Source organism: Helicobacter sp. 23-1044, assembly GCF_053654695.1.
In genome coordinates this window covers 1-14,360 of record NZ_JBSIUQ010000019.1, presented here as the reverse complement: position 1 = coordinate 14,360, position 14,360 = coordinate 1, and the positions used below count along the sequence as shown (strand labels likewise).

Genomic DNA, 14,360 nt, shown 5'->3' with positions numbered 1-14,360 from the left:
GTGGTGCAGAAATAGCGTTGAAAAAATGCAGAGTTTCACAGCGCAGATTCTGCGAATTTCGCTTTCGCTAAAAATCTATGGTAGGCGATTTCATCTCAAATGTGGCGCGGTATTTGCGAACTTTATCGTTGCAGTCGTGCTATTTTACGCAAGCATTTATATTTTGGCGCAGAATCTTTTGAAAAACACCTATTCGCCATTTATTTATTTTCAATTTTAAGGGTAAAGCGATGAAATACAAAATTTACTCCCTTTGCTTTGGGGCAATCTTTGCCTGCGTGGCACTTCCTATGCTTGCGCTAATCGCCTTGCTTTATGTTTATGACCCATTGCAGTTGTTTCACAAACCCATTTTCCGCGCACAGACTTTTCATAGCGATATGCGTATTCAAGCAAGGGGGATAATTGATTATGTGGAGTTTGATAGCGCGATTGTGGGGAGCTCGATGTTAGAAAATACCTCAATTAGCGAGGCAGAAGCGAAGCTCGGCGGAAAATGGGTAAATCTCTCGATGGGCGGGGCGCATCCTGTGGAGCGGGCGGTGCTTTTGGAGTATCTCTTACGCGCCAAAAAACCAAAGCGCATTTTATACTCGCTTGACACGCACTCAATGGTGCTGGATAAAGCGGGAGGACGCGCAATAAAAGAGCAACTTTACAATGATAATTTCACCCCAAAAATGCAATTTTATATCGATAAAAGATTTATAAAATGCGCTATTAAATGGAGCAAATCGCCTGCGTGCGTGGGTCACAAAGAAATGCAACAAATCCCAAGCGCGTATATGCAGACTTGCGCCAAAGATGCGGGATTTCTAAATTGGTGTCAAAATGAAAGGGTGATTAAATTCTTACGCAAGGCAGATGAGAAGTGGCAACCAAAAGCATTTAAGGGAAGCATTAAAAATTCGCAGAATCTAATAAATAAATACATTTTGGACTTTGTGCGCGCAAATCCGCACACGGAGTTTCACCTCGCAATCTCGGCGTATAGCACATTTTACTACCGAGTGCGTATCGATGATGGATATGTGCCAAATCCAAAAGAGCATTTTGATAAATGGGGGCAGATTCTGCGCTGGATGGTAAATGAATCGCAGAAATTGCCAAATATGAAAATTTATGGATTTGATGATTTGCCACTCACAGATGATGTGCGAAACTACACTGACCAAGGGCACTACCGCATAGGCACTCCGCTAAATAGCATTGCGCTAGATGCGATGCAAAATGGCGCACATATTTTAACGCCCCAAAATGTGGAGGCATATTTGAGTGCGTTTGAGCGAAAAGTCCGCAATTACGATATAAAACCGCTTTTTGCGGAATTAAAACGATGGAAGGCGCAAAAACGCTAGATTCTGCGAATCTTGTAAAAAAGTTACATTTGAAATAATTTCTGCGAAAAATTAGCGTATTTAAATGCTAAATTATCATTGCCGTCTTACAATTTGGTTTCATTAAAATTTAAAGGAGAGATAAATGGGAAAGTTGGAATCGCCAAAAGATGTGCCTGTTTGGGTGGATTATAATCGTTGCAAATCCTGCGACATTTGCGTAGAAGTCTGCCCGAGCGGGACACTTGCTATGCGCGTGGAGGTAAATTCGATTCAAGGTAAAATCATTAGCGTGATAAATCCGCAAAGTTGCATTGGGTGCAATTCGTGTGAGTTGTCTTGCCCTGATTTTGCGATTCACGTGGCAGATAGGGCGGATTTTAAATTCGCAAAAATCACACCTGAGGCAAAAGAGATGGCGGCAAAAATCAAAGCAAATCGATATATGGCGTTAGCATAAGGGAGAAATAATGAGAGAAATAATTTCAGAAGGGAATGAATTGGCAGCATTTGGCGCGATTGACGCGGGGTGCAGGTTTTTTGGGGGCTATCCTATCACGCCATCTAGCGAAATAGCGCATAGTATGAGCGTTTTGCTACCAAAAAATGACGGCGTTTTTATACAAATGGAGGACGAAATCGGCGGAATCTCCGTTGCGATAGGTGCGTCTATGGGAGGCGCAAAATCGCTTACGGCAAGTTCAGGTCCGGGCATCTCACTAAAAGCAGAGCAAATTGGCTATGCGTTTATGGCGGAAATCCCGCTAGTAATCGTAAATGTAATGCGTGGCGGTCCATCAACGGGATTGCCTACACGCGTGGCACAAGGCGATATAAATCAAGCAAAAGCCCCTTCACACGGCGATTTTCAATCAATCGCGCTTTGTCCGGGCAATTTGAGCGAGGCTTATACGGAGACGATTCGCGCTTTTAATTTGGCAGAAGAGTTTATGACGCCTGTTTTTGTTTTGCTTGATGAGACTTTGGGGCATATGCACGGCAAGGCGGTTTTGCCAGAGCTTAGCGAAGTGCAAAAAAGCATAAAAAATCGCGCAAAATTTAGTGGCGATGCAAAGGATTATCAGCCCTACAAAGTGGGAGGCGATGAACCTGCGATTTTAAATCCATTTTTTAGTGGATATAAATATCACATTACAGGGCTTACGCACGGCTATACGGGCTTTCCTACGGAGGATGAAAAATTAAGCGATGAGCTATTAAAGCGACTTTTCAACAAAATCACCGCACACGAATCTAAAATCATCGATTATGAAGAATATTTACTTGATGACGCGGAGATTTTAATCATCGCTTATGGTTCTGTGTCGTTATCCGCAAAAGATGCAATCAATGAAATGCGCAAAAATGGGCTAAAAGTCGGGCTTTTCCGCCCAAAAACGATTTGGCCCTCACCTATATCCAAACTCAAAGAATTAGCAAAGCGATTTGACAAAATCCTAGTCGTAGAGCTAAATTTAGGGCAGTATGTGAGAGAAATCGAGCGCGTAATGAAAAAGGACATCGAATTTTTTGGCAAGGCAAATGGTAGAGCAATCTCTCCAAATGAAATCATACAAAAAGTAAGGGGGCTATGATGGCATACAATTACGATACATATTTACGAATGGACAAAATGCCCACGCTTTGGTGCTGGGGCTGTGGCGATGGCGTGATTTTAAAAACGGTGATTCGCGCTATTGAGAGCGTGGGTTGGGATATGAATGATGTTTGCGTGGTAAGCGGGATTGGTTGCAGTGGGCGATTTTCATCATACCTAAATTGCAACACCGTGCATACGACACACGGGCGGACTTTGGCTTACGCCACAGGCATAAAGCTGACAAATCCAAAAAAGCACATAATAGTAATCTCAGGCGATGGCGATGGTATGGCAATCGGCGGAAATCACACAATTCACGCGTGTAGGCGTAACATTGACATAAAATACATTTTGGTAAATAACTTTATCTACGGGCTTACAAACTCACAGACTTCGCCTACAACGCCACGCGACTTTTGGACGGTAACGGCGCAATATGGCAATATTGATTATTCATTTGACCCGTGCAAACTTGCAGACGCAGCGGGGGCGAGTTTTGTGGCGCGTGGTAGCGTAACCAAACCGCAAAATTTGGAGAAGTTGCTTGTGGCTGGATTTAAACATAAAGGTTTTAGCTTTTTTGACATTCATAGCAACTGCCACGTGAATTTGGGGCGCAAAAACAAAATGGGCGAAGCGATTGATATGCTAAATTGGATAGATTCGCGCCTAATTAGCAAGGCAAAATACGATGAATTGCCCGAAAATGAGCGCGAGGATAAATTTGTAACGGGCATTTTAAAAGAGGACAATAGCAAAGAGGAATACTGCGAGGCGTATTTTGGCAAAGTCGTTGCAAAGGCAAAAGCAAAAGCGGGAGGTGCGAAATGACACAGCTTCGATTCACAGGCGTGGGCGGACAGGGCGTCCTTTTGGCAGGGGAGATTTTGGCAGAGGCAAAAATCAAAGACAAAGGCTTTGGCGTGAAAGCCGCCACCTACACAAGCCAAGTGCGTGGCGGTCCCACAAAGGTGGATATTTTGCTAGACAATGATGAGATTCTCTACCCCTACGCGCAAAAAATCGACTTTATGCTCTCAACCGCGCAGATTAGCTACAATCAATTCAAAGTTGATTTAAAAGACGGCGCGATTGTCGTAGTCGAATCAAACCTTGTGCGCCCAAGCGATGAGGATTTGCAAAAATATCAAATTTATTCAATCCCAATTATTAGCATTGCAAAGGACGAAGTGGGCAATCAAGTTACGCAATCTGTCGTGGCTTTGGCAATCACGGTTGCGCTTACAAAGTGCGTGAATCGCGATATAGTCTATGAAACAATGCTAAGCAAAGTCCCCGCAAAAGTGGCAGAAGTAAATAAAAAGGCTTATGAGTTAGGCGAAAAATATGCGATGAGTGCGAAAAAAATGTAGGATATTTTATAGATTCTGCGAATTAGGGTAGATTCTGCGATTTTCGTGCGAGATTCTGCGAATTAAGATTCTGCGTTTTTGTGCAAGATTCTGCGAATTTAGGGTAGATTCTGCGATTTTCTGCTTTTTGCAGAATCTAATGAAAAAATCCAAATATCGCAGAATCTTGCGCGATTTAGCTCTACATAAAGACTAATTAAGACTGATTTTAAAAAGTTATTTCACAAAAATATGAAAGATTTTGAGGATAGTAAAAATTGCTTTAAAATGGTCGGAGTAGCGGGATTCAAACCCACGACCTCACCCACCCCAAGGGTGCGCGCTAATCAGGCTGCGCTATACTCCGCATTTGAAATTTAAAGCGCGTAATTATATCATAGCGCAAAATTTTTTTCAAGGCATTTTTTATGGAGATTTGCGGTATCGATGAAGCGGGGCGTGGATGCATTGCTGGGAGTTTGTTTGTGTGTGGCGTGGTGTGCGATGAGGCGATTTTGCGCGAAATTGCGGGACTAAATGATAGCAAAAAGATTATCCGCAAAAAAAGAGATGAGATTTATAAAATCGCATTATCGTGGCAAATCCCGCATTTTGTGGCGAAGTTTAGCGCGAAATCTATCGATGAGAAGGGCATTAGCAAATGTATCGCAAATGCTTTGGCGCAAATAATAGCAAATCTCCCCGCACAAAAATATATCTTTGATGGCAATACGAGCTTTGGAGTAAGGGGCGTAGAGTGCGTGATTAAGGGCGATAGCAAGATTCCCCAAATCTCACTTGCAAGTATCATCGCAAAAAGTTTAAAAGACAAAGAATGCGATGAATTACACAAAATCTACCCGCAGTGGGGCTTTGAAGCGCACAAAGGCTATGGAACAAAAGAGCATATCAAAGCGATAAAAGCGCACGGATTTAGCGCGGTGCATAGGCGAAGTTTTAAAATCAAAGAGTTAGATTCTGCGCTATTTTAGGGGTAAAATCGCAGAATCTCCCTAAATTCGCAGAATCTAGCGTGTTTTTTTGCAGAATCTAGTGCAAAAAATCGCAGAATCTGCTTTTTGTTAATAATTTTTATTAAATTTTTATGTTACACTTCGTCACAAAATTTGCAAGAAATTTAGCGAGGTTGAAAATGTGTATTTTGCCCCCCCCCCCAATTTGATTTTACGCATTTTGCGAAGTTTGCGCGGGTTAAATTTGCGCGAATTGAGTTTGCGCGGGTTTGCTTTGCCTAAAATTTTGCGTCCATTTATGCTTCGTAGATTCGCCTTAATCGCGCTATTTTGCACCACGCTAAACGCACAAAGCATAAATATTAGCAATTTTTACTACCGCGATTATTTGGATTTTGGGCAAAATAAGGGCATTTTCAAAGAAGCAAATGGCGAAATAAAAATCACAGGCAAAAATGGCGAAACACTCACAATCCCAAATGTGCCAAATTTTTATGCGTCAAGTAACTACGGCTCGATTACAAGCATAGGACGGGGATTTGTGGTTACGGCAAATCACGTGAGCAGTCCGCAAGAAAACCCACAAGAAACCCCACAACAAGTTGGCAGTAGCGCACCAAAACAGCGTCAATTTGGACTTACGCCATATATATTTGCAAAGCAAGATAGCGGAGAGACTACGGCGGATGCCATTTCAAAACCTTATGGGCGAGATACTAAATTTTATCGTTTTCAAAAATACATTGTCGAGGGACAAGTAGAAATGCTAGATATTGAAAATAGCACAAAGCAAAACGGCAAACAAGAAGCACTAGACGCACAAAAAGAAGCAACAAATCTCAATAATTTTAATGCAAAAATAAAAGAATTAGTAAAAAACAATAAAGTCATACTTTATCAAGCAGGTAGCGGACTTCTTGATTTGAAAGCAAATTATCAAACACCTATTAAAGAAAAAGGATTGCCGGATGATGGTTCTATGAAAGGCGGTGGATTTGGATATATCCCTAGCAGTCAATCTGGTTATGGCGTGTATTATAATTTAGTAGAAGGATATGCACCCGGCGATTCTCGTGGGATTTTTTATAATTATATGCCAAATGGCGATAAGGATTTTAATAATCGCATTACAAATGGCGACAGCGGTAGCGGATTTTATGCCTACGATTTTACGAATCAAAAGTGGATTTTGGTAGGCGTTACTTCACAAGCGACAAAAGGGCAAAATATCGCAAATGTGTCCTTTGTCTCAAAACAAGATTTTTTAGATTATCAAAAAGATTTTGAGCAACATATCAATCTAAAAGTCTCAGATACTTATAAATTAAAAAATGCTTCTTTAAATCACAGCGGACGGGGAGATAGCCCAAATAGCAATCACACGCTAAATCAAAATAAAGACATAATTTTCAGCGGTGGAGCGACTATTGAAGTAGAGAGCAATATCATACGCAACATAAGCAGTTATGCAGGCGGTTTTGTCTTTGCAGATTCTACGAGTGCGACTTCGTATAAATTCACAAACTCAAATGGTAAAACCTACTCATTCAAAGGTTCAGGATTAGACATAGGCGAAAATAACTCTGTCGAGTGGCACTTAACCACGCAAAGTGGCGATAATCTCCATAAAATAGGCAAGGGCGACCTTGTGGTAAAAAGCAAAAGCGCGGGCGGACTAAAAATCGGCGAGGGCAAAGTCGTGCTAGAAGGCAATGAGAAGGCATTTAAGGGCATTTATATCACTAGCGGACGAGGCAGTTTAGAAGTCAAAAATATGTTAGCACTTGGCGCAGAATCTAGCGCAGATTCAGTGGCAAAGGGGCGAAATGCGAGTGCCACGCAAACTTTCACTTTGAAGCAAGAAAATAATAATGATATGGGATTTTACTTCGGCACGGGCGGGGGGACGCTTGATTTAGGTGGCAAATCCCTTACGCTAAATACGATTGCCGCAAATGATAAAAATGCGGTGATTACGAGTTCAAGTAAGGCGACTTTGGAGATTGAGGGATATGGGTATAGCGATAGCAATAAAACAAACACAAAGGCAAATACCATAATCCACGCAAGTATCGGCAACTCAAATGCGAATCAAAGCACAAATATCGACATTTCTTACACAGGCAATCGCCAAACACAAGCACAAACGCGAAGTAAGCGAAATGTAAGTGGCGAAATCTCCCCATCTCTTGCGAATGGTGATTCTTTTACACTCTCCCCCTCCTTTGCGAGTGGTGATTCTATTCTCTCCCCCTCCCTTGCGGAGGGGGATTTAGGGGGTGGGTTAAAAGCGCAAAATATTAGTAGCGCACAATTTTCAAATAGCGAATCTACCCACCCCCTAGCCCCCTCCGCAAGGGAGGGGGGACAAGTAGATTCAACCTCCGCAAGGGAGGGGGGACAAAGCGATTCAACCTCCGCAAGGGAGGGGGGACAAGTAGATTCAACCTCCGCAAGGGAGGGGGGACAAATTGATTCAACCTCCGCAATAAATAGCGTTGCTTTGCAATCTCGCTCTACCACAACCACCCACGAAGCGCATTTGATTTTTGATGGTAATATAAATACAAGTGGCAAACTAACCGCAAAAGACGCAAATATCGCACTTCAAGGGCACGCCACCGCCCACGCGATTGTAAGCGATGCAAATCTAATCGCACAAATCAAACAAGCCGAAGCAGGCACACAAAAAGCAATGCCCGATTATATGGATTTAAGCAAACCATCGACTTTAAAACAGCCCGATTGGGATAGTCGCACCTTTAAATTTGGCGATGATGGCATTGTGCTAACTAACTCAAATCTTACGCTTGGGCGAAATGCCACGCTTGAAGCAGATATCACGGCGAGTAATAATTCTAAAATCACATTTGGTTCAAATGTAACGCACTTTATCGACAACAAAGACGGCGCAAATATCACAGGCAGTGGATTTTCTTATTATCAAGTGGTAGAGAGTGGCGCATTAAGTGGCGAAGCACTCAAAGGCGCAAATGATAGCATAACCTACAAAGGCAAAATCACCGCAAACGGCGGAGAGATTCAATCAAAAATCTTTAATTTTAATGCAAGTTTGGATTTGCAAGATTCAGCGAAATTAACGGCGGATTATTTGACTTTGACAAGCACGAGTTCGGTTAAATTAGCAAGTGGTGCAAGTGCGAGTGTGAAAACGCTAAAATTGCAAGGCGTAAGCAAAGATAATTTAAGCACGATTTTTAGCAACGGCAACGGCAATCCACAACTAGAAGTTACCGAGCGAGTGTGGTTTGAAAATACGAGCGATTTAACTTTAACGCAATTAGATTCAGCGAATATCAAAGCGACAAATTATGATATTTGGGCGACAAAATCAAGTGTGAATGATATAAATAAAGAAGCAACCGCGAATATTTCGCTATTTGAAGAGTCGAACTTTTCGCTAAAAAGTGTTAGTTTGAAAAATACAAGCACCGCGACAAAAGGCAAAAGAGATACTTCGGCTCAAAATGACAGCACTATAAAAAACAGCATTTATTTGCAAGGCAACGAAACGGGCGATGATTTCACAAAACTAAATGTAAGCAAGAAAATCACCGCGTCAAATTTAGATTCAGCAAAAATCGAGTTGCGTGGCACAAGCGAAATTAGCGCACAAGGGATTGAATTTAGTAGCGTAAAAGATGCAAAACTTATTTTAGATAAAGATGCGAAATTAACGCTAAATGGCGGTGCGCTAGAAGTAAAAGGCAATAATTCAACGCTAAAAATTGATATTTTAGGCGAAAAGAAATTTGATTTAAACGCGCAAGGCGGGAGTAAAGTCATTTTGAGCGAAGTGCAACAAAGCGAAAAATCTCAAAACGCTGTCATTTTGAGCGATAGCGAAAAATCTCAACAAAATAGAGATTCTTCGCTTTCTACGAAAGCTCAGAATGACAATGTGGGGGCGACTTTCAGCGGTAAAATCACGGCAAAAGATTCAAGCATTATCACAACCGCACTTGATTCAATCACCGCAAGTGTGGATTTGCAAGGTAGCGCGAGTCTAATCGCAAAAAATATCAATTTAGATTCTACGCATAATAGCATTTCGCTAAACGGCAGTGCGAGTTTAACGGCAGAGAAAATCACCGCAAATAGCGTTTCAAATATAAATTTTACACAAGATAATGGTGCAAGTTTCAATGTTAAAAATCTCACGCTAGAAAAATCCACGCTAAAAGCGACAAATCTAACCTTTAAAAATGCCAACGGCGCAGAATCTAGCATTATTACCGCCGATAAAGAATCTAAACTCGAAGTAACAAACTTAAAAGTAGAGAGTGGCAATCTAACGCTGAATTTTAATGATTCAACGCAAAATGCGGAGAAACTCGACAAAATCGAAGTTAGTGGCGGGAGTGTGGCATTTATAAATGAATGGGACTTTGGCAACAATACGGCATTTTCTAGCAATGGTGGCGATGGCAAAATCCAATTTCAAAATGCCAAATATGCGGTAAATGGGAGCGGTGCGAAAAGCATTAACGCAAATTCTACGATAAATGGGACATTAGAACTCTCAAATGTCGGTAAAACAACCGCCACTCCGTCATTGCGAACGAGCGAAGCGAAAAATCTCATTGCAACCACGCAAGGCACAAGAGATTCTTCGCCTTCGGCTCAGAATGACAATAAGTTCGAATCCCTAAAATTTAGCGGCAAAAAACTCACGCTCGGCGAACAATCCACCATAAAAGTCACATTTGATTCAAGCGTGACAAAAGACAGCGTGACGCTAGGGCAATATTACACGCTAATAAGTAGTGGCGGGATTAGCGATAATCGCGCAAATAAAATCATCGACTTTGTTTTTAGCGGTAGCGAAAAACTCTTTGTAACGGGCAAAATCTTCGATGACAAGGACTTAAAAATCAAATTTACGAAAGATGACCCAAAATCTTTTAGCGAGTTGGTGCAACATATTGAAGGCAAATACAGCGCGGTGCTACAAGCGCTCACATCGGCAAATCCAAACGATAGCGCAATCGAACTCTCCGCAAATACCGATGATTATACCGCGCTAAATGCGAGACTTCAAAGCATAGATTCTGCGCTAAATGAAATCGCGCAGGGTAATAAAACCCCGCAAACGCGAAATCTACTCTTTTCAAACGAGCAAACGATAAATACGCGCATTTCGCAAGTGCGCCTAAATCTCGCGCAACGCAAGAAACCGCTCTATTTCGCGCAAAGCGACACGCTCTATCGCCTACAAAAATTGCAAAATAGCGCGGTTACAAGCGATGCAATGCCGTCATTTAAGCAAAACGCTGAATCTAAAAATGCTGAATCTAATTTGCCAAATAGCGCGTGGGCGAGTGTGGGTGGCGGATATTTCGGCGGTGGCACACAAATGGGATTTGGCGCGACAAATGTGGGGTATGATAGGATTTTCAACGCTGAAAATGCCGATGTGATGGTGGGTGCGATGCTTGGCGTGGGCGGATATAAGGCAGGGAGCGAGAGTGGGAGCGACTCTGCGACATTTTACAATGCGGGGATTTATCTACACTCGATTTTTGATGTGCGGGGCGGGAGCTACGGTGGGCACGAGATTTTAGGGAGCTTGAACTTTTCATTTAGCGATGTGAAAAAGTCTTTTAGCACCGCGCAAAACGCAGAATCTACCGCACTTGGCGCGAATATCACAGCGCAGTATAAATATAATTTCATCATTAGCGATAGCGAAAAAATCACCCACGCACTCAAACCAATCGCCCTGCTGTCCTTTGGATACAACTATAATGGCGCGTGGAGTAGCGCACAATACGAGCAAGGCGCATATCACAGCACGACATTTGCCTACGGCGCGGGTGTGGAGTATAATGCGGTGATGAGTGAGAGCTTTTACAGCGTTCAACTCGCGCTAAAAGATAATCTCGCGATGAGCGGTGGCGTAGTCGATGTCACGCTAAAAGGCGCGAAAAATTTCATCGGGTATAGCGTGGAGAGTGCGCCACGCCTTAGCTTTGAGCTAAATATGATAGGTTCGCACAAGCTCACAAATGCGCTCTATTTGCAATATGGTATCGCGCTTATGGCGGACACGGGGGCAAATTACGGCGCAAAAGGCGATGTAAAAGTGGGGTATAAGTTTTGAGAAAATTTGTGAGTGGTGCAAGAAATTCGCAGAATCTAGGGCGAAATTCGCAGAATCTAGGGCGAAATTCGCAGAATCTAATATAAAATCGCAGAATCTAATTTAGTGCGAAATGCAGAATCTGCCTTAATTTCGTCATTGCGAGAAGTCGCACTTTGGGCGACTTCGTGGCAATCCAAAATGAAAATTAAATAATGGATTGCCACGATTTTGCTACGCAAAATCTCGCAATGACGGAAATAGCAAATTAGATTCTGTGTTTCACGCGAAAATCGCAGAATCTAATATAAATTCGCAGAATCTAGTGAAAAAAAATCAAAAATTTGCAGAATCTGCCCCCGCTTCGTCATTGCGAGGCAGTGTGAGCGTAGCGAATACAACGAAGCAATCCAAAAAAATAAAATGGATGGTTGCTTCACTTCGCTTGCAAAACAATGCGAAGCCGAAGTTTCTTTATCCAATCCTATGGATTGCCACACTCGCTTTGCTCGTTCGCAATGACGAAGTGGTGGTGGATTGCCACGATTCTGCTTCGCAGAATCTCGCAATGACGGAAAATAGCGAATTAGATTCTGCGATTTGCGCCAATTTCGCAGAATCTCACACAAAAATCGCATAATCTCGCCCTAGATTCTGCGAATAATCATTGACTTTTAAAAAAAATTAGATATAATTGCGCTTTTTTAATTCATTCCGGATTAGCTCAGCGGTAGAGTAGGTGGCTGTTAACCACTTGGTCGCAGGTTCGAATCCTGCATCCGGAGCCACTTCATAAAAATATAAATTAGATTCTGCTAAAATCCGCAAATATTTTTTTAAAGGACAAAAAATGAAAGAATACACAATAGGCATTGTCGGCGCAAGTGGCGCAGTAGGCGAAGAAATCGCAAAAGTTTTAGAAGAGCAAAATTTCCCTGTAAAAAAAATAGTCCCCCTAGCAAGTTCGCGAAGTGCGGGGCAGATTCTGCGATTTAAGGGCAAAGACTACACGATACAAGAATGCACGGACGAGGTTTTCGCAAAAGAGGGCGTAGAAATCGCATTTTTTTCCGCAGGTGGAAGCGTGAGTGAGAGATTCGCGCAAAGCGCGGTCAATGCAAATGCCATTGTCATCGACAATACGAGCTTTTTTAGAATGCAAGATGATGTCCCGCTAGTCGTCCCCGAAGTCAATAGCGATGATATTTTCACGCACAAGGGTATTATTGCCAATCCAAACTGCTCAACTATCCAAATGGTGCAGGTTTTAGCACCTTTGCAGTTGGCTTTTGGCATAAGGCGCGTTGATGTAGCGACTTATCAAGCTGTAAGTGGCGCAGGCAAAAAGGGTATGGAGGCACTAATGCGTGAGACAAAAGAGCAGATTGATGGCAAAAATGCGGAGCATAAAAGTAGCGTTTTTCCTTACAGCATTGCGTTTAATCTATTTCCGCACATTGATATTTTTTTGGAAAATGACTACACAAAAGAGGAAGTCAAAATGATAAAAGAAACCCAAAAGATAATGCACAGCGACTTTGCGGTGAGTGCGACTTGCGTAAGAGTGCCTGTGTCGCGCTCTCATAGCGAGGCGATTACTATTACATTTGAGCGCGAAGTTAGCGCAGATGAGGCGCGAGCGGTGCTTGAAAACGCCGAAAATATCAAGGTGATTGATGATGTGAAAAATCTAAAATATCCTATGCCGATTGTGGCGTCAAATACGGACAGCACTTTTGTGGGGCGGATTCGCGTGGATTGCTTTGATAAGAAAATATTGCATTTATTTTGCGTGGCAGACCAGATTCGCGTGGGAGCAGCGACAAACGCCGTGCGAATCGCACAAAAACTTATTGCAAAAGCGCAGAATCTGCGCTAGATTCTGCGATTTTTACACCCCACTTTGTCATTACTATCGCAAACGAAGTGAGCGAAGAATCTCAAAAAAAAATAAGAGAGATTTTTCATCCAAAATACTTCTGCGCGGGGCGTTTTTTTTGTTAGATTCTGCGAATTTTATGCGATTCGCAGAATCTGCGCTAGATTCTGCGATTCATTTCGTCATTGCGAGAAGTCGCGCGTTTAGGGCGACTTCGTGGCAATCTAGATTCTGCGAATTTTACACATTTCGCTCAATTAGCGATGTTATCCCAAATTTTTGCAAAATCTCATTTTCCTTCGCGCGGTGCTCGCCATCATCGCATTCGTGGTTGTATCCCAAAAGGTGCAAAAGTCCGTGAGTGAATAAAATCGCTAGTTCGGTTTGGAGCGAGTGCTTGTGCGAAACTGCGCTAGATTCTGCGCTGTGAAGCGAGATTGCAATGCTTCCAAGCGGTAAATTCGCAGAATCTGCCCCATTTAAATCAAGCGGAAAAGACAGCACATCAGTCGCAGAATCTTTCCCTAAAAACTCCGCATTTAGCGCGCGTATCTCATCCTCGCCCACCAAAAGCAACTCAATATTTTTGCTAGTCAAATCAAATGCAATCTGCTCCAAAAACTCCAAAATCTCGCCACTCACTTCAAAATCCGTGCGATTGTCAAAAAGTATCATTTTGCGCGCCTGTTGTTAAATTTAGCGCAATTTTACACTAGATTCTGCGAAAATTAGGCATTTATTGCCAAAACTCACCCAATTTTTTATCCCAACTTTTTGGATTCCACTTAATTGTCCCGCCATTTGGCGTCCAAGTGAGTTCGCCCACAAATAATTTTCCATCCACTTCATACAAATCTACGCGTGTAAAATTCCGCGCCAAAGTGCGCGCCACCGCCTTCATTAGCGCAAAATTACGCGGTTTTGCAATGGCGTCATTTAGCAAGGGAATTTTGTAGGTAAAGTCACAAAAACGCCAATTTTTATCATAAAAATACCAATATTTGCCATAATCAAATTGTATGAAAATCTCGCCATTTGCGAAAGTAAAGAAGCGATAATCCTGCGGTGGCGTGTAGGTCGAAAGTGGCAGATTCTGCGAAATGCCTAACATCTCC

The 14,360-nt window shown here is 42.5% G+C and carries 14 protein-coding genes and 2 tRNA genes; 11 read left to right on the top strand and 5 right to left on the bottom strand.

Going from position 1 to position 14,360, the window contains the following annotated elements; genetic code table 11:
• The 6 genes from ACWIUD_RS11710 to ACWIUD_RS11685 form a co-directional block, all read left to right on the top strand.
• Positions 1-220 (top strand): hypothetical protein (locus tag ACWIUD_RS11710; RefSeq protein WP_454149299.1); only part of this gene is annotated, 220 nt, incomplete at its 5' end.
• A gap of 10 nt (positions 221-230) precedes the next feature.
• Positions 231-1,358 (top strand): hypothetical protein, encoded by a 1,128-nt coding sequence (locus tag ACWIUD_RS11705; protein WP_454149298.1) that lies wholly within the window; start codon positions 231-233, stop codon positions 1,356-1,358.
• Between the two features lie 124 nt (positions 1,359-1,482).
• Positions 1,483-1,797, top strand: coding sequence for a 4Fe-4S binding protein (locus ACWIUD_RS11700; protein ID WP_454136922.1), 315 nt, complete (start codon positions 1,483-1,485; stop codon positions 1,795-1,797).
• 10 nt (positions 1,798-1,807) lie between these two features.
• Positions 1,808-2,932, top strand: a complete 1,125-nt coding sequence (locus tag ACWIUD_RS11695) for a 2-oxoglutarate synthase subunit alpha (protein ID WP_454149296.1) — start codon at positions 1,808-1,810, stop codon at positions 2,930-2,932.
• Positions 2,932-3,768 carry a 2-oxoglutarate ferredoxin oxidoreductase subunit beta gene (locus ACWIUD_RS11690; protein ID WP_454149294.1) on the top strand — a complete coding sequence of 279 codons (837 nt, stop codon included), beginning with the start codon at positions 2,932-2,934 and terminating at the stop codon, positions 3,766-3,768. The genes ACWIUD_RS11695 and ACWIUD_RS11690 overlap by 1 nt, the downstream gene beginning before the upstream one ends.
• On the top strand, positions 3,765-4,310 hold the full coding sequence (locus tag ACWIUD_RS11685; protein ID WP_454136926.1) for a 2-oxoacid:acceptor oxidoreductase family protein: 546 nt from the start codon (positions 3,765-3,767) through the stop codon (positions 4,308-4,310). The genes ACWIUD_RS11690 and ACWIUD_RS11685 overlap by 4 nt, the downstream gene beginning before the upstream one ends.
• Before the next feature lie 6 nt (positions 4,311-4,316).
• Here the strand turns inward: ACWIUD_RS11685 and ACWIUD_RS11680 are convergent, their stop codons facing one another.
• Both ACWIUD_RS11680 and ACWIUD_RS11675 read right to left on the bottom strand, forming a co-directional pair.
• On the bottom strand, positions 4,317-4,463 hold the full coding sequence (locus ACWIUD_RS11680) for a hypothetical protein (protein ID WP_454149292.1): 147 nt from the start codon (positions 4,461-4,463) through the stop codon (positions 4,317-4,319).
• A 115-nt stretch (positions 4,464-4,578) separates the two neighbouring features.
• Positions 4,579-4,656: transfer RNA gene (locus ACWIUD_RS11675), tRNA-Pro, on the bottom strand.
• 61 nt (positions 4,657-4,717) lie between these two features.
• On the opposite strand from ACWIUD_RS11675, the gene ACWIUD_RS11670 reads away from it, so the two are divergent.
• Both ACWIUD_RS11670 and ACWIUD_RS11665 read left to right on the top strand, forming a co-directional pair.
• The gene (locus ACWIUD_RS11670; protein ID WP_454149290.1) at positions 4,718-5,281 is read left to right on the top strand and encodes a ribonuclease HII; all 564 of its coding nucleotides are present in this window, start codon (positions 4,718-4,720) and stop codon (positions 5,279-5,281) included.
• A 256-nt stretch (positions 5,282-5,537) separates the two neighbouring features.
• Positions 5,538-11,387: a S6 family peptidase gene (locus ACWIUD_RS11665; RefSeq protein WP_454149288.1), complete on the top strand. Its 5,850-nt coding sequence runs from the start codon at positions 5,538-5,540 to the stop codon at positions 11,385-11,387.
• 77 nt (positions 11,388-11,464) lie between these two features.
• Here ACWIUD_RS11665 and ACWIUD_RS11660 read toward each other — a convergent pair whose 3' ends face one another.
• Positions 11,465-11,593 (bottom strand): hypothetical protein, encoded by a 129-nt coding sequence (locus tag ACWIUD_RS11660; RefSeq protein ID WP_454149286.1) that lies wholly within the window; start codon positions 11,591-11,593, stop codon positions 11,465-11,467.
• Here ACWIUD_RS11660 and ACWIUD_RS11655 point away from each other — a divergent pair.
• The 3 genes from ACWIUD_RS11655 (at position 11,587) to ACWIUD_RS11645 (ending at position 13,245) form a co-directional block, all read left to right on the top strand.
• Positions 11,587-12,006 (top strand): hypothetical protein, encoded by a 420-nt coding sequence (locus ACWIUD_RS11655; protein WP_454149284.1) that lies wholly within the window; start codon positions 11,587-11,589, stop codon positions 12,004-12,006. The two genes, ACWIUD_RS11660 and ACWIUD_RS11655, sit on opposite strands and share 7 nt — an antisense overlap.
• A 73-nt stretch (positions 12,007-12,079) precedes the next feature.
• Positions 12,080-12,154, top strand: a tRNA-Asn gene (locus tag ACWIUD_RS11650).
• A 62-nt stretch (positions 12,155-12,216) separates the two neighbouring features.
• Positions 12,217-13,245, top strand: a complete 1,029-nt coding sequence (locus ACWIUD_RS11645) for an aspartate-semialdehyde dehydrogenase (protein WP_454149282.1) — start codon at positions 12,217-12,219, stop codon at positions 13,243-13,245.
• 240 nt (positions 13,246-13,485) lie between these two features.
• Here ACWIUD_RS11645 and ybeY read toward each other — a convergent pair whose 3' ends face one another.
• The gene (ybeY, locus tag ACWIUD_RS11640; protein ID WP_454149280.1) at positions 13,486-13,920 is read right to left on the bottom strand and encodes an rRNA maturation RNase YbeY; all 435 of its coding nucleotides are present in this window, start codon (positions 13,918-13,920) and stop codon (positions 13,486-13,488) included.
• Between the two features lie 61 nt (positions 13,921-13,981).
• Positions 13,982-14,360, bottom strand: a 379-nt coding sequence (locus ACWIUD_RS11635) for an ATP-grasp fold amidoligase family protein (RefSeq protein ID WP_454149278.1), incomplete at its 5' end; no start/stop codon positions are given.